The sequence below is a fragment of the Streptomyces sp. NPDC001868 genome (assembly GCF_040297125.1).
In the GTDB taxonomy this organism is placed as follows: domain Bacteria; phylum Actinomycetota; class Actinomycetes; order Streptomycetales; family Streptomycetaceae; genus Streptomyces.
Genome location: NZ_JBEOYO010000054.1, coordinates 33827 through 48800 on the forward strand (window position 1 = coordinate 33827; position 14974 = coordinate 48800).

General features: G+C 72.1%; 13 protein-coding genes and 1 tRNA gene. 3 read left to right on the forward strand and 11 right to left on the reverse strand.

The genetic code is table 11. From position 1 onward, the window contains the following. Positions 1-43: 43 nt before the first annotated feature. Together ABT147_RS38470 and ABT147_RS38475 are read right to left on the reverse strand one after the other, a co-directional pair. The gene (locus tag ABT147_RS38470; RefSeq protein ID WP_351415243.1) at positions 44-844 is read right to left on the reverse strand and encodes a S16 family serine protease; all 801 of its coding nucleotides are present in this window, start codon (positions 842-844) and stop codon (positions 44-46) included. 83 nt (positions 845-927) lie between these two features. After that, positions 928-1404, reverse strand: a complete 477-nt coding sequence (locus ABT147_RS38475; protein WP_351415245.1) for a MarR family winged helix-turn-helix transcriptional regulator — start codon at positions 1402-1404, stop codon at positions 928-930. A gap of 81 nt (positions 1405-1485) precedes the next feature. Here ABT147_RS38475 and ABT147_RS38480 point away from each other — a divergent pair, with 81 nt between their 5' ends. After that, positions 1486-2358, forward strand: a complete 873-nt coding sequence (locus ABT147_RS38480; RefSeq protein WP_351415247.1) for an alpha/beta fold hydrolase — start codon at positions 1486-1488, stop codon at positions 2356-2358. Between the two features lie 145 nt (positions 2359-2503). On the opposite strand, the gene ABT147_RS38485 is transcribed toward ABT147_RS38480, so the two are convergent. The 5 genes from ABT147_RS38485 to ABT147_RS38505 all read right to left on the reverse strand — a co-directional run bounded on the left by ABT147_RS38485 (position 2504) and on the right by ABT147_RS38505 (position 7661). Next, a complete protein-coding gene (locus ABT147_RS38485; RefSeq protein ID WP_351415249.1) occupies positions 2504-3145 on the reverse strand; it encodes an IclR family transcriptional regulator in 642 nt (213 codons plus the stop codon). Between the two features lie 420 nt (positions 3146-3565). Continuing rightward, positions 3566-5362, reverse strand: a complete 1797-nt coding sequence (locus ABT147_RS38490; RefSeq protein ID WP_351415252.1) for a DEAD/DEAH box helicase — start codon at positions 5360-5362, stop codon at positions 3566-3568. A 148-nt stretch (positions 5363-5510) separates the two neighbouring features. Further along, on the reverse strand, positions 5511-5885 hold the full coding sequence (locus ABT147_RS38495) for a type II toxin-antitoxin system death-on-curing family toxin (protein WP_351415254.1): 375 nt from the start codon (positions 5883-5885) through the stop codon (positions 5511-5513). Then, positions 5882-6082: a hypothetical protein gene (locus ABT147_RS38500; RefSeq protein WP_351415256.1), complete on the reverse strand. Its 201-nt coding sequence runs from the start codon at positions 6080-6082 to the stop codon at positions 5882-5884. Before ABT147_RS38500 ends, ABT147_RS38495 begins: the two co-directional genes overlap by 4 nt. Before the next feature lie 112 nt (positions 6083-6194). Then, positions 6195-7661, reverse strand: coding sequence for an MFS transporter (locus ABT147_RS38505; protein WP_351415259.1), 1467 nt, complete (start codon positions 7659-7661; stop codon positions 6195-6197). Between the two features lie 210 nt (positions 7662-7871). On the opposite strand from ABT147_RS38505, the gene ABT147_RS38510 reads away from it, so the two are divergent. Next, positions 7872-7946, forward strand: a tRNA-Cys gene (locus tag ABT147_RS38510). A 193-nt stretch (positions 7947-8139) separates the two neighbouring features. After that, positions 8140-8646: an allene oxide cyclase barrel-like domain-containing protein gene (locus ABT147_RS38515; protein WP_351415261.1), complete on the forward strand. Its 507-nt coding sequence runs from the start codon at positions 8140-8142 to the stop codon at positions 8644-8646. A 198-nt stretch (positions 8647-8844) separates the two neighbouring features. On the opposite strand, the gene ABT147_RS38520 is transcribed toward ABT147_RS38515, so the two are convergent. From ABT147_RS38520 to ABT147_RS38535, 4 genes are all read right to left on the reverse strand, one after another. Then, entirely contained in the window at positions 8845-9513 is a 669-nt protein-coding gene (locus ABT147_RS38520) for an SUKH-4 family immunity protein (protein WP_351415264.1), read from the reverse strand. Between the two features lie 142 nt (positions 9514-9655). Next, positions 9656-11965, reverse strand: a complete 2310-nt coding sequence (locus ABT147_RS38525) for a xanthine dehydrogenase family protein molybdopterin-binding subunit (RefSeq protein WP_351415266.1) — start codon at positions 11963-11965, stop codon at positions 9656-9658. Next, positions 11962-13872, reverse strand: coding sequence for a 2Fe-2S iron-sulfur cluster-binding protein (locus ABT147_RS38530; RefSeq protein ID WP_351415269.1), 1911 nt, complete (start codon positions 13870-13872; stop codon positions 11962-11964). Before ABT147_RS38530 ends, ABT147_RS38525 begins: the two co-directional genes overlap by 4 nt. Next, complete coding sequence (locus ABT147_RS38535) at positions 13869-14762, reverse strand: FAD binding domain-containing protein (RefSeq protein WP_319767290.1); 894 nt, start codon at positions 14760-14762, stop codon at positions 13869-13871. The genes ABT147_RS38530 and ABT147_RS38535 overlap by 4 nt, the downstream gene beginning before the upstream one ends. Between the last annotated feature and the right edge of the window lie 212 nt (positions 14763-14974).

Sequence of the window (14974 nt, forward strand, 5' to 3'; positions counted from 1 at the left end):
GGCGCTGTGGTCGTCCGAGCCGCGGGGGCGCTGTGGTCGTCCCTCAGCAGCTGGGTACGGACCCCTTGCCCGTCTCCAGCGCCACGAGCGAGCCGACCGCGCCCTTCAGGGTCGTCACCGGGATGAGCCGCAGCCCCTTGGGGAGCTCGGTCTTCGCGTCGGCGCACTCGGCCTCGGGGACGAGGAAGACGGTGGCGCCGTCGCGGTGGGCGGCCTGGGTCTTGAGGGCGACTCCGCCGACGGCACCGACCTTGCCCGAGGCGTCGATGGTCCCCGTACCGGCGATGACCCGGCCGCCCGTGAGGTCGCCGCCGCTGCCGTCGCCGTCGAGCTTGTCGACGATGCCGAGGGAGAAGAGCAGGCCCGCGCTGGGGCCGCCGACGTCGGCGAGCCGCAGGGTGACCTCGACGTCGCCGGAGTCCTCGCCGAGGTAGGCGAGGGCCGCCTCGGTGGCCGTGTCCTGGGACTCCTTCATCTCGGCCTTGTTGTACTCCTGGATCTCCTCGGTGGTGTCACCGCTGGGGTAGACCGCCTCGCGGGGCATGACGGCCTGGTCCGTGCGGAACCAGCCGTCGATCACGTCGCCGAGCCCGACGCGGGTGTCCGGACCCGTCGCCTCGATCGTCGTCATCCGCAGCTGCCCGCTGGTCTTCCGGGCCTGAGTGCCGCTGATCGTGATCACCGGCTCACCCTTGTTCTCGCCGAGCACGTTCGCCGTCATCCCCGGCTGCGCCACGGAGAACGGCAACGGCGCGAACACCGCCGTGGCGAGCAGCCCCACCACGGGCAGAGCGGAGACGGCTACGGCCACGGGACGCGAAAGGCTGGAGAGACGAGAGAGCACGGGGTCAATCTACGTGAGGGGTGGTTTCGGCCAAGGGCCGGTGGTGGCCAGGGGCATCGGGACGGCCCGGACATCCCCGGCCCTCAGTTGACGTCCACGTCCTCGAAGAGGGTGAGGAGCTGGGTCAGCACCCGTACGCACGAGTCGACGTCGGCCTCCGTCAGATCCCCGCTCGCCCGCTTCAGCAGCACGCTCTCCCGGGCGACCAGCGCGTCGATGGTCGTACGGCCGGTGTCGGTCAGCCGGATCAGGGAGGAGCGCTGGTGCGCGGGGTTCGGGATGGCCTCGACGAGGTCGCGCGCCGCCGCCTCGTTGACCATCCGCTGCACGAACTGCCTGCTCAGGGCCAGTGTTCGGCCCATCTGCGGCACGGTCATCGGCTGCCCGCTCATGCGCAACAGCTCCAGGACGGCGCGTACACCGACAGGGAACCCCTCCTTCCGTTCCTTCAGCTCCAGCGCGCGGGTCGTCCGCCGGTAGAGGGGACCGAGGACGGCGAACACCTCGGACAGCCGCCCGGCGAGCACGTCGGGCGGCAGCGGCTCATTGGTCTCTGTCACGGGGTCATTGTCCGCCACGCCCACAGGAACAGAATGACAACTGGGTTGTCACCCTGCCCTCAACATGACACCCTAGTTGTCATGACAGATGCCTCGCAGGTACTCACGCGCACCTTCCGGTCCGACGACGGTCCCCTCACCTATCTGGACGTGGGCCAGGACGTCGGCCAGGACTCCGGTTCGGGCTCCCCGCTCGTGCTGCTGCACGGCAGCTTCACGGACCATCGCATGTGGCGCGACCTGGTGCCCGCCCTGGTGGCGGCCGGCCACCGCGTCATCGCACCCGACGCCCGAGGCCACGGCTCCTCAGCCAACGCGACCAAGCCGTTCCGTCTCACCGACGACCTCGCCGCACTGCTGCGCCACCTGGACACCGGCCCCGCGGTCCTGATCGGCATGTCGATGGGCGGCGGCACGGCCGTCGACACGGCCCTGGAACACCCCGACCTCGTACGGGCCCTCGTCGTCAGCGGCGTCGGCACCAGCGAGCCCGAGCACACGGACCCCTGGACCAAGGACAGCGTCGCCCGGTACTACGGCACGCTGATGTCCGGCGACATCGAGGCCTGGCTGGACGTGGTCGGCGAGGCCGTCGCCGGTCCGCACCGCACGGTCGAGGACGTGGACCCCGACGTGGTGCGGCGCGTACGGGAGATGAGCCGCGCAACCGCCGAGAAGCACACCGTCGGCGAGAGGGACTGGCACGTCCCGGTGACCGACACCTGGGCCCGCGCCGCCACCATCACCGTCCCGACCCTCGCGATCAACGGCGCCCTCGACGCCCCCGACCTCATCGCCATGGCCGAACGCCTGGTCGCCACGGTCGCCGCCGAGTCCCACACCATCTCGATCGACAACACGGCCCACTACGCGAACATGGAGGAGCCGGACACGTTCACCAAGCACTTGCTGGACTGGCTGAACACGCTGGGTCTGGAACCGCCCCAGTCATAACTGCGGGCAATCGTGCCGCTGGGGCGATGGGGGAGGGTGGGCGCAGCGGCACCCGGCAAGCGCGGTCAGCGAAAACCCCGCCCCAGCTCAGCCCCAGCCGCCGGGCAAGCGACACCAACCGCCACCCCAGCACGCACACCCCACGTCACCGAAGCGCGTCCGCCACCTCCCGAGCCGCGTCCATGACCCGCGGCCCCACCCGCTCCGGCACCGCATCCGCCAACATCACGACCCCCACACTGCCCTCGACCCCGCTCACCCCCAGCAACGGCGCCGCCGCCCCACTCGCCCCCGCCTCCAACTCCCCATGCGTGAGCGCGTACCCCGGCCAGTCCCCCGGCTGCTGCCGCCCCGACAGAATCGCCCGCCCCGCGGCCCCCCGCTCCAGCGAGTGCCGGAACCCCGCCCGGTACGCCACGTGATAGTCCGTCCACGTCGGCTCGACCACCGCGACGGCCAACGCCTCGGTCCCGTCGACCAGCGTGAGATGAGCCGTCGCCCCGATGTCCTCGGCCAACGCCCGCAGCGCGGGCAGCGCGGCCTCCCGTACCAACGGGTGCACCTGCCGCCCGAGCCGCAGCACCCCGAGCCCGACCCGGGCACGTCCGCCCAGGTCACGGCGTACGAGGGAGTGCTGTTCCAACGTGGCGAGCAGGCGGTACACCACGGTCCGGTTGACCCCGAGCTTGTTGGACAGTTCGGTGACGGTCAGCCCGTGATCGGTGTCGGCGAGCAGCTTGAGGACACGCAGTCCCCGATCAAGCGTCTGAGAGGTCTCCGCGGTCACGACGCCCACTCCTTCTTGGTGAGGGCGGCGACCCCTGTCACGGCTGATGCGTCACCGGTCCCGTTCGGCGACGCGCTACAGAGGCCGCCGATCGGCTGAACCCGGAGGATCCGGGCGGAGTCGCTTCACGGCTGCGCTCCGCGGCGGCGCTGCCACGGGGCGTGTGCGTAGCGGGACAGTAGACGAGGGGGTTCGCTGAGCGGAAGACTCCGTCCAGAATCCGGGCAGTGTCCGGTACGGACTACTTCGATATGGCACGAAATGTACGGCGCATCGCACAGAGCGCACCCCGGAGCACGCCCTCGGTACGCGCCCCCGAAGCCCGAAGGTCACGCCGCTCTCCGGAAGTCACGTCACTCCCCGAAAGTCACTCCCCGAAGATCACGTCACTCCCCGAAAGTCACGCCCCTCCCCCGGACGTCACTTCATCCGGGTGGCCCACTCCTGCACCTTGGCGATCCGCTGCCGCAGCTGCCCCGCCGTGGCCTCGGCGCTCGGCGGCCCCCCGCACACCCGCCGTACCTCGGTGTGGATGACCCCGTGCGGCTTGCCGCTCTGATGGGAGTACGCGCCGACCATCCCGTTGAGCTGTTTACGCAGCTCCAGCAGTTCCTTGTGGGTGACGACGGGCCGCCGGTCGGCCGGCAGCTCCACGAGGTCGGCCTCGGCGTCCGGCTTCTTGCGGCTGTGCGCGATCTGCCGCGCCTGCCGCTTCTGCAGCAGCAACTGCACCTGGTCGGGCTCCAGCAGCCCCGGGATCCCGAGGTAGTCCTGCTCCTCCTCGCTGCCGGGGTGAGCCTGCATGCCGAACTCGGCCCCGTTGTACATGACCCGGTCGAAGACGGCGTCGGACTCCAGCGCCTCGAACGGCAGCATGTCCTGGTCGCCGGTGTCCTCGTCCTGCTCCCGCTCCGCCTCCGCGAGGAGCTTGTCCTCCTCGGCGTACGGATCCTCCTCGCCCTGCTTCTTCGGCTTGTCGAGGGCGTGGTCCCGTTCCACCTCCATCTCGTTGGCGAAGGTGAGCAGGTCGGGCACGGTGGGCAGGAACACGGACGCGGTCTCGCCGCGCCGCCGGGACCGCACGAACCGTCCGACGGCCTGGGCGAAGAACAGCGGCGTCGAGATGGTGGTGGCGTACACCCCGACCGCGAGCCTGGGCACATCCACCCCCTCGGACACCATCCGGACCGCGACCATCCACCGGTCGGTGTTGGCGCTGAACTCGTCGATACGGTCCGAAGCACCGGAATCGTCGGACAGGACGACCGTCGCGCTCGTCCCCGTGATCTCCCGGATCAGCTTGGCGTAGGCGCGGGCGGAGTCCTGGTCGGTGGCGATGACGAGGGCGCCGGCGTCCGGGATGGCCTTGCGGACCTCGGTGAGCCGTTGGTCGGCGGCGCGCAGCACGCTCGGCATCCACTCACCGCGCGGATCGAGGGCCGTACGCCAGGCCTGGCTGACCGCGTCCTTGGTCATGGGCTCGCCGAGGCGTGCGGCGATCTCGTCCCCGGCCTTGGTGCGCCAGCGCATGTTGCCGCTGTAGGAGAGGAAGATGACGGGCCGCACGACGTTGTCGGCGAGCGCGTTGCCGTAGCCGTAGGTGTAGTCGGCGGACGACCGCCGGATCCCGTCCGCCCCCTCCTCGTACGTCACGAAGGGGATGGGGTTGGTGTCGGACCGGAAGGGCGTACCGGTGAGCGCGAGCCGGCGCGTGGCGGGTTCGAAGGCCTCAAGACAGGCCTCACCCCAGGACTTGCTGTCCCCGGCGTGGTGGATCTCGTCGAGAATGACGAGCGTCTTGCGCTGCTCGCTGCGGTTGCGGTGCAGCATGGGCCGCACGCCGACGCCCGCGTACGTGACCGCGACCCCGTCGTACTCCTTGCTGAGCGGCCCCGCGCTGTACTCCGGGTCCAGCTTGATCCCTATCCGCGCCGCGGCCTCGGCCCACTGCTTCTTCAGATGCTCGGTGGGCGCCACGACCGTCACCTGCTGCACGACATGGTGGTGCAGCAGCCAGGACGCGAGCGTCAGCGCGAAGGTCGTCTTCCCGGCGCCCGGGGTCGCGACCGCGAGGAAGTCCCGCGGCTGCTCCTGGATATACCTCTCCATCGCCCCCTGCTGCCAGGCACGCAGCTTGCTGGCGGTACCCCAGGGGGCACGGCCGGGAAAGGCGGGCGAGAGGTGGTGGTTCGAGGAGGAGGTGGCGGTGGTAGTCACGGTCTCCGGTGTGTTGGGTCGGGCGGCTCGGTGATGCAGCGGGGCACCATGGGCACCTCGGCTACGTATGACAACCGGGCCACCCTACCGGCGCCCGCACCGTGTCAACGCGCGTACGACACCCCCTCGCCCGGCGATGGGACCCACCTCACAGCCCCCGCAACCGCTCAGCGATCACCGCGACCTCACCCTCCTCACCGGACGCGACATCGATGACCAGGTCGTACGCCCGCTCCTGGTCCACGGCGGCCAGGTCCACCCCGTTGACCGCGAGGAACGTCGCGGCCGCGAGCCAGGCCGTCCGCTTGTTCCCGTCCACGAAGGGGTGGTTGGTGGCGAGGGCGTGGAGCAGGGCGGCGGCCTGGTCGTAGAGGTCGGTGTAGGCGGCGGTCCCGAACATGCGGGCGCGCGGCCGGTGCACGGCCGACTCCAGCAGCCCCGCCTCCCGGGTCTCGGGCGCCTTCCCGCCGAAGGCGATCTCCGCGATGGTGATCACCTCGGCCACGGTCAGATGACGGCTCACTCCCCCAGCCTCCGCAGCAACTCGGCGTGCTCCTCGGCGAGCCGCTCGGCCCGCGCCCGCACGAGCGCGCCATCCGCCCGGAGATAGGCCTCGACGGCGGCCTCCGCCACCTCCTCGGGCCGTCGCCCCTGGGCATCGGCGAGGTCGGCGAGGGCGCGGTGCCGGTCGGGGTCGAGGTGGAGAGTGATCGCGGTCATGAGGCGAGGCTAGGGTCACTGATCACCCGTTTTCCACCGCTTTACGGAACCCACGCCGGCAGAGCCCTACCCGCCACGTCGCCCCTCACCACTCCACCCGCCACGTCGCCCCTCACCGCTCCCGCAACCGCGTAGTCACCCAAGCCCCCACCAACGCCACCCCCGCCATCGGCAGGAACACCGCGACGAACGCCGCCGGGTGCGAGGCGGCGCCGGAGGCCGTGGTGGTTGTCGTATGGGCGACCGTGCCGCCGCCGAGCGCGGCGAAGGCGGCGCCGCCCGCCGCGAGGAGGAGGGCGTTGGAGAGGCCGTCGGACATCTGGAGGGCGGCGGAGTTGGCGCCGGCCTGTTCGGGGGCGGAGAGATGGAGCAGCAGGACGCTGGTGGAGGAGATGACGAGCCCCATCCCGAAGCACCCGAAGGCCCACGCGACGGCCACGGTCCACACCGGGACGGAGTCGATCAGCGCCCCCGGCAGTGTGGTGATCGCCGCCGCGACCAGCACCATCCCCACCGTCATCAGCCGCTCCCGGTACGGCTCCACCCGCGCCCGCGCCTGCACCCACGACCCCAGCGCCCAGGTCGCCCCGCCCGCCGCGAGGGAGAACCCGGCGAGCGTCGGCGACAGCCCCCGCTGTGTCACCAGCATCAGCGGCACGAACGACTCGGCCGCGATGAACGACCCCGCCGCCACCCCGCGCAACAACACCACCGACGGCAGCCCCCGCGCCGCCCGGTACGTCCCCCGCGGCAACAGTCCCAGCACCGCCGGCACCAGCAGCCCGACCCCCACCGCGGCCGGCACGAACGACCACCACCGCAGATCCTGCGCCGCGTACTGCAACAGCCCGGCCCCGACCGAGATCCCGAGGGCGAGCCGAATACGCCGCCGATCGAAGGAAGGTGCAGCGGCCTCGCCCTCCCTCTTCACGGGCCCGGCGGCCCTGCGCCGTATCTGCGGCAGCGCCAGCCCCAGCGGCAGCACCACCAGCACCGGAATCCCCACGAACACCCAGCGCCAGCCCAGTTGTTCCGTCACCGCCCCCGAGACGAGCGGGCCGACCACGGACGGGACGACCCAACTCGCCGCGAAGGCAGCCATGATCGAGGGCCGCAGCCGCTCCGGATAAGCGCGCCCGACCACCACGTACAGCGCGACGATGACCAGCCCGCCGCCGAGCCCCTGCACGGCCCGCCCGAGGACGAAGAGCCACATCGCCCCGGCGGTCCCCGCCAGCACCAGCCCGGCCGCGAACCCGCCGATCCCCGCCGTCAGCGCCCCCAACGGCCCCCGCCGGTCCGCCCATTGCCCCGCCAGCACCATCCCGAACAGGCTCGTCGTGAAGTACGCCGAGAACGCGAACCCGTACGCCGAGATCCCGTCCAGCTCCCGCGCCGCGACCGGCATGGCGGTCCCCACCGCCATCGCCTCGAACGCGATCAGCAGCACGACCGAGACGATCCCGATACTGAGCCCCCGGTAGGAGCGGCCCAGCACACTTTCCTCACCTTCGGCGGCGAGGGACGGGGCAGGGGGCTGCGGCGTGACACCAGTGCCACGCGGTTCGAGGTCGGCCATGCCCGCCAGCGTAAGGGGCACGACCGACATTCGCCCCTGTCCGAAGTCCCCCAGCACCCGGGACCTTGGTCGTACGCCCACCGTTCATGAACGGCGTATGGCAGTCCCGTTGCAGCACCCCCGCACCCCTTGAGCCCCCACCCGAGCCCCGCCTACGGTCTACCCATCGAGTTCGGGCGACGGGCCCCACCGCCCCCACCCTCCCGACCCGGCCGTGTGCCCGAGTGGTTCAGGGACTCGCCTGCAAAGCGAGTTACGTGGGTTCGATTCCCGCCACGGCCTCCAGCGCTTGATCAGGCTGATCAGGCAGAACAACAGGGCGGCACCCTTCCCGGGTGTCGCCCTGTCGCCTGTCCGTCTCTCGTCTCGGGCTCGTCCGATCGGTCGGATCTTCCGATGGTCTCGCTGGGCATGGCGGAGCCGAGGTTATGAATGCGTCACCGGACCATCCATGAGCATCAACCTCAGGAGCCACGTGATGCGCCCCATCAGAGCGACCCGCCTCGGCACGGCCACCGCGTTGGCCGCCCTTCTCGCCTGCGCCCCTGTCGCGGCCGCCGCCGCGACCGACATCGATTCGGCCCACGCCAAGGGCAAGGACAAGGTCATCACGCTCATCGGCAAGCTCGCGGAGCAGACGCGCTTTCCCGTCAACCCCGGCGGCAAGCCCGCGCAGGGCGATCGGACCGTCTTCCGCTCGATCCTCTTCGACGAGTCCGGGAAGCAGGTCGGTGAAACCGGCGGCACCTGCGACACCACCCGGGTCGACAACGGCGGAGCGGAGGTGTGCGTGGTGACCTACACGCTGCCGGGCGGCCAACTCTCCGTGCAGGGGATGGTCTTCGGCATGCTCAATCCGGGCCCTCCCCCTTCGTTCGACAACGGGATCACCGGCGGCACCGGGAAGTACGACCGGGCTCGTGGCTCGGTCCACGCCGACACGATCGCTCCGGGCACGAGGCGCTTCACGATCGACCTCGACTGAGTCCGATCCCCGACGGCCGCCGCGTACCCGGACAGGCTGAACGTCTATTTGACGTTGTGGGAGAACCAGCCGTGGGTGCAACTGCCGCACCTGCCGTCACTGTCACGGGTCCAGCCCGTGCACGCGACGCAGATCAGGCAGTTCAGGATGTCTGTTCCGCCCCCGAGCCCCGCGCTCTCCAGGCGGGACAGCGTGGGCTCAGAGGCCCGCGCACGCCTTGTTGCGGAGGGTCTCCACCCAGCAGCCCGTGGCCGTTCCCTCGTGCTTCTCGCGGTGGAGGAGCCAGAGGGTGAAGGCGAGGGTGGAGATGTCGGCGTCGAGGGGGCAGAGGGTCGACTCGGGCTCGCTCCAGTTGAGGATCGCGCCGGTGGTGCCGTCGACGACGAGGCTGTTGCCCTCGACGTAGTGGCCGAGGCGGATCAAGTGGGCGGCTCTGGCCGGGAGTTGCTCGGGGGTGAACTCGCCGAGGCGCTCGTGGGCGTAGTACTCGGCGAGGGTCGGCAGTGGGATGTCCGTGTCGAGCTGGAAGAAGCCGTGGTCCTCGGGCAGGCCCATGTCCCGCAGGAAACGGCGGGTCGGCTCGTGGGTGAGCGTGGCCGGGAAGTCGAAGTCCTCGAAGCGCCATACCGCGCTCTGGCCGAACTCCTCGTCCAGCAGCCGGGCGGGCAGGTCCAGCGCCAGTCCGGAACGGGTGACCGGTCCCCCGGCCGACACCGCCGGGTCGTTCAAGCGGTGCGGGTCGTGCAAGCGGTTCAGATCAGTCAGATCGTTCAGGTCGTTCAGGTCGTTCAGATCGTTCAGGTTGTTCAGATCAGTCAGGTCGTTCAGGTCCGTCAGGCCCATTGTCCCCATCGTCATTGTGCTCATGGCTCCCCCCGGCACATGGTTCGCGACTTGCTTCCCCCGGTGGGCGTTCCGAACCGCCGAGCGGTCGTCGTCCCCACTGCCGAGAACCATACGCCGCCCCACTGACAACACCCGACGTACACGCGAACACGCACCTCAGGGGCTATGTCACCACCGCCGCCTGCGGCCGGATCGGCAGGCGGTTCACGGGGCGGCCCGTGGCCGCCCTCACCGCCGCCGCGATGGCCGCCGGGGACGTGACCACCGGCACCGCGCTGGCCGCCTTCGCGCCGAAGGGGGCCACGACGTCCCGTTCCTCCACCAGTTTGACGATCTGGATGTCGGGGGTGTCGAGGGCGGTGGGCAGGGCGTAGCCGGTGAGGTCGGGGTGGCGGATCAGACCGCGCGGGGTGCGGAGGTTCTCGGTGAGGGCGATGCCCACGCCCTGGGTGACGCCCGCCTCGATGCGTGAGTTGAGCTGCGCGGGGTTGAGGATCCGGCCGACGTCCTGGGCGACGGCCAGCTCCACGACCCGTACGGAGCCGAGTTCGATGTCGACGTCCACCACCGCGCGGATCGCGCAGAACGCCAGGCCCACGAACGCGTCGCCCTGGCCTGCCTCGTCCAGCGGTTCGGTGGGGTGCGGGCGGCACTGGGCGGTGGCCCAGAGTTCCTTGCCGTCCAGCGCCTCCGCGACCGTGGTCGACAGGACACCGTCGTACGACGTGATCTTGCCGTCGGTGATCTGCAGCAGTTCCGTGGACATGCCGAACTTGTGGGCCAGGGGCTGGAGGAGTTGGGTGCGGACCATTTTCGCCGCGCGCTCCACCGCGCCGCCCGAGACCCACGTGTGGCGGCCCCGGCAGCTCGGGCCCGCCGGGGGCTGGTCGGTGTCGACCTGGGCGATGTGGACCTCGTCGATGCCCAGGGTCTCCTGGACGATCTGCCGGGCGAGGGTGGAGAAGCCCTGGCCGGTGTCGACGGCCGCGCACAGGACGGTCGCGATGCCGTCGTGGACCTTCACGGTGGCCGTGGAGACCTCGTCCGCGCCCTCGGCGCCGAGCATGTGGACCATGCCGAGGCCGTAGCCGACGCCCCGGCGGACGGCACCGGGCTCGCCCGCGCCCTCGGGGCCGCCCGGGAGCAGCCACTCCTCTTCGGGGGTGTCCTTGGGCAGGGCGGGCAGCGGGAACTCCTGGACGGCCTGGAGGAGTTCGGCGACCGGGGCCGGGCAGGTCACCGACTGGCCCGTCGGCAGCACGTCGCCCGTGGACATCACGTTGCGCATACGCAGTTCCGCCGGGTCGATGCCCAGCTTCTTCGCCAGCTTGTCCATCTGGGCCTCGTACGCGGCGCAGACCTGCATCGCGCCCTCGCCGCGCACATGGCCGGAGGGCGGGTTGTTGGTGCGGACCGCCCAGCCCTCGATGAAGGCGTTCGGGATGACGTACGGGCCGCAGGCGAAGGAGACGGCGGCGGCCAGCGCCTCCGAGGACGTGTCGGCGTACGCGCCCGCGTCGAGCAGGATCTGCGCCTCGACCTTGATCAGCTTGCCCTCGGCGTCCGCGTGGTGGCGGTAGCGCAGGAGGGTGGGGTGCCGGTGGGCGTGGCCGAGGAAGGACTCCTCGCGGGTGGCCGTCAGCTTGACCGGGCAGCCGGTCTTCAGGGCCAGCAGGCCGAGCGGGAGCTGGAAGCCCTGGTCCTCGCGATCGGCGGTGGCGCCGGGGACACCGGTGACGACGATCTTGACGCGGTCGGGGGCCAGGCCGTAGCAGGCGGCGGCCGCGTCGCGGTCGGTGTGCGGGTCGGTGGAGGCCACGTACAGCTCGACGCCGCCGTCGGGGCGGGGCACGGCGAGGCCGGCCTCGGCGCCGATGGGGGCCGGGTCGGCGCGGCCGATGCGGTACTGGCCCTCGACGACGATCTCGCCGGCCGCGTTCGGGTCGCCGTGGCGCAGCGGGATGTGGCGGATCAGGTTGCCGTCGGGGTGCAAGGGCTCGGCCTCGAAGGCCTGCTCGGGGTCGATCACCGGGTCGAGCACCTCGTACTCGACGATGACGGCGGCGGCGGCCATCCGCGCGGTGTCGGGGTGGTCGGCGGCGACGGCGGCGATGGGTTCGCCGTGGTGGCGGACGACCTCGGAGGCGAACAGGGGCCGGTCGGCCTTGCCGCGGCCGTGCAGGGCGACGCCCGGCACGTCCTCGTGGGTGACGACGGCCCGTACGCCGGGCATCTCGCGCGCGTGGGACGTGTCGATGGACACGATGCGCGCGTGCGGGTGCGGCGAGCGGAGCACGGCGGCCCACAGCAGGCCCTCGGCCCACAGGTCGGCCGCGTACGGGAAGGTGCCCTCCGACTTGGCGCGGGAGTCGGCGGACGGCAGGTTCGCGCCCAGTCCGTGCGGCAGTTGCTCGGGCGCGGACGCGGCCTCGCCGGGGCCCGTGGGCGTCGCGATGACGGTTTCGTTGCTCACGCCTGGCCTCCGTCCTGGCCGAACGACCGGCCCTGACCGCCGTACGAGTCGTCCTGACCGCCGTAGGTGTCGTCCCGACCGGCGAAGTTCTGGCCCTGACCGCCGTAGGTGTCGCCCTGACCGCCGTAGGTGTCGCCCTGACCGCCGTACGTGTCGTCGCCCTGGCCGCCGAAGTTCTGGCCCTGACCGCCGTACGTGCCGTCGTCCTGACCGGCGAAGGACTGGCCCTGACCGCCGTACGTGCCGTCGTCCTGACCGGCGAAGGACTGGCCCTGACCGCCGTAGGTGTCCCCTTGGCCGCCGAAGGACCGGTCCTGACCGCCGTACGTGCCGTCGTCCGGGCCGGTGAACGACAGCCCCTGGCCGCCGTAGGAGCGGTCGGGGTCGTGCGGGGCCTGCGGGGGCGCGTGCTGGGAGTCGTACGCCGTCGGGTTGACGCCGCCCGCGCCGGGGCCCGCCTGGTGCGGGATGCGGGCCTCGTCGGCGTCGGCGGCGGCCTCGCTCTCGGCGGCCGAGTGCGCCTCGCGTTCGGCGACGACGTCGCGGACGGCCGCCAGGACGCCCCGGTAGCCGGAGCAGCGGCAGAGGTTGCCGCAGAGCGCCTGGCGGGTCTCCAGGTCGGTGGGGGCGGGGTTGCCCTCCAGGAGGTCGTGCACGGTCATCGCCATGCCGGGCACGCAGAAACCGCACTGCACGGCACCGCACTTGGCGAGGGCCCGCTGCACGTCCGAGGGCTGGCCGTCGGCGGCGAGGCCCTCGACGGTGCGCACCTCGCTGCCGGCGGCGGTGACGGCGGGCACCAGGCAGGAGGCCACGAGCCGGCCGTCGACCTGCACGTTGCAGGCGCCGCACTCGCCCTGCGAGCAGCCGTCCTTGGCGCCCGCGAGGCCGAGCCGCTCGCGCAGTACGTAGAGCAGCGACTCGCCGATCCAGGCGTCGCTGACGGGCCGGTCGGTGCCGTTGACGCGCAGGACGTACGAGGCGAGGGGGTGGTCGTCGTGCGGGGGCGGCGTCAGGGCGGGCTCGTCGGCCTGTGCCGCGTGGTCGCCCTCGGCGTCGGTCCCGGTGGTCTCGGACGTCCCGGGGGCCGTCGCGAGCGCCTCGGGGCCCTCGGCGGCCTCCGTGTCGGTCTCACCGACGGCCTCAGCGGGCTCCTGGGCGGCTTCCGGAGCCTCCCCGGCGGTCTCGGGGCCCGGGGCGGCGTACGCGTCCCCAGGGGCCGCGGAGGGCTCCCCAGAGGCGTCCGGGGCCGTGCCCGGCGTACGGTCCTCGGCCGCGCCCCCGTCGGGCGTACGGTCCTCGGTCCGGTCCGGCGGCGGCGCGGTCCACGCCGTGCCGATCTGCTCGGTCGCCCAGGGCGCGGCGGCGCCGCCGGGCAGCGTGGCGGGCGGGTTGCCGCCCCACTGCTCGACGAGGGCCGAAGTGCTGAACTCACCGGATTCGTCCGGAAGATCACCCCCGGCGACCGGAATCGACCACTCGCCGGTCACATCGTGACCGGGAGCGGCGCCTTCCTGAGCGGCGGGCTCCTCGAACGTCCACTGCCCGGTCGAGCCGGGGTTGTACGTGAACCCGTCCTGGGTCGGCGGCCCCGGCTGCCCGGCGTTCGGGTCGTGCCACTGGGCGCCCCCGGCCGGCATCGCCCAGGCGCCCGGGGCGGACGGGTCGGTTCCGGCGGTGTGGGCCGTGTCACCCACGTGCGCGGTGTTCGCAGTTATCTGCGGCGGCACATACCCGTGGCCGGGCGCGGCCAGCGGGCTGTCGGCGGCCAGCAGCGCGTCGATGCCGCCCTCGGGCAGTTGTACGAAGGTGGTGGCGCCGTCGTCGTAGTCGCCCTGCGGCAGCCGCTCCCAGCCGCCCTGGCCCCCCTGCTGCGGGGTGCCCTCTCCGTGCTGGTCGTCGGTCACGACAGTGCCCTCCCCAGTGCTCGTCGGGCCAGCGCGGCGACGGTGCGCCGCAGGTGCAGTACGGCGGGCGGAAGCGGTGGTACGGAGCCGTCGACCTCGGGGGCCGGGTCGGGGATGCAGGCGGCGGCGACGTACTCGCCGAAGGCCTGGAGCGCCTCTGGGACGAGGGTGCGCTCGCCGTCCCAGTCGATCAGCTGACCGACCCACGCCTCGGCGTCCAGGGGCCGCAGCGGCATCGGCGCTATGGCTCCGACGGCGCACCGCACCCCGCGCCGGGCGGGATCGAGGACGAGGGAGACGGAGGCGACCGCGCGGCCGGGGCCGGTGCGGCCGGTGGCCTTCAGGAAGACCTGGGGCGCGTGCAGCAGCGGCACGCGCACGAAGCCGATGAGTTCACCGGGTCGCAACATCTCCATGCCGGCCAGCAGGTGCGAAACGGGCATCTCGCGGCGGGCCCCGCCCGGGCCCGCGATGATCAGCGTGGCCTCCAGGGCGGCCAGCACCGGCAGCGCGTCCCCCGTGGGGGCGGCCGTCGCGATGTTGCCGCCGAGGGTGCCGGCGTTACGGATCTGCGGGGGCCCGGCGGCGCGCGCGGCCGCCGCGAGCGCCGGAATGAGCGCCGCGAAGTCCGGGCGCCCCATCCGGGCGTGCGTCAGTCCGGCACCCAGCAGGGCGTGTCCGTCCTGGTACTGCCAGCCGCGGATCTCGCTGATCTTGCCGAGGCCGACCAGCGCGGCAGGCCTGAGCTGCCCGGAGTTGACCGCGGCCATGAGGTCCGTGCCGCCCGCCACCGGAACCGCCCAGGGCATGGCGGCGAGGGCCGCCACGGCCTCGTCCAGCGAGCCGGGCAGGGTCACGGCCTGCGCCGCCTGCGGTGCGTGCGTGGTCAAACCGGCTGCCCCTTCCCGCTGCCCCACCTGGTCCGCCTGTGTTGCCGTACGGTACGTGCTGACAGGGCGGACGTGGCAACTCTGGCACATTCTCGCGAGGCCCGAACGCGGGGGTCCGCTAGGAGGCATTCGCCCACCTCACCCGAGAGATGGTCCGTTTTGGTACGGCATCACCCATAGACGAGAATTGCCACCTCCGGCGCCCCTTGCGC

What these genes read in the sequence shown, in the direction of transcription:
- ABT147_RS38505 (WP_351415259.1), bottom strand. Translation starts at nt 7,661, where the DNA reads ATGGCCGACCTCGAACCGCGTGGCACTGGTGTCACGCCGCAGCCCCCT.
- ABT147_RS38515 (WP_351415261.1), top strand. Translation starts at nt 8,140, where the DNA reads ATGCGCCCCATCAGAGCGACCCGCCTCGGCACGGCCACCGCGTTGGCC.
- ABT147_RS38520 (WP_351415264.1), bottom strand. Translation starts at nt 9,513, where the DNA reads ATGAGCACAATGACGATGGGGACAATGGGCCTGACGGACCTGAACGAC.
- ABT147_RS38480 (WP_351415247.1), top strand. Translation starts at nt 1,486, where the DNA reads ATGACAGATGCCTCGCAGGTACTCACGCGCACCTTCCGGTCCGACGAC.
- ABT147_RS38500 (WP_351415256.1), bottom strand. Translation starts at nt 6,082, where the DNA reads ATGACCGCGATCACTCTCCACCTCGACCCCGACCGGCACCGCGCCCTC.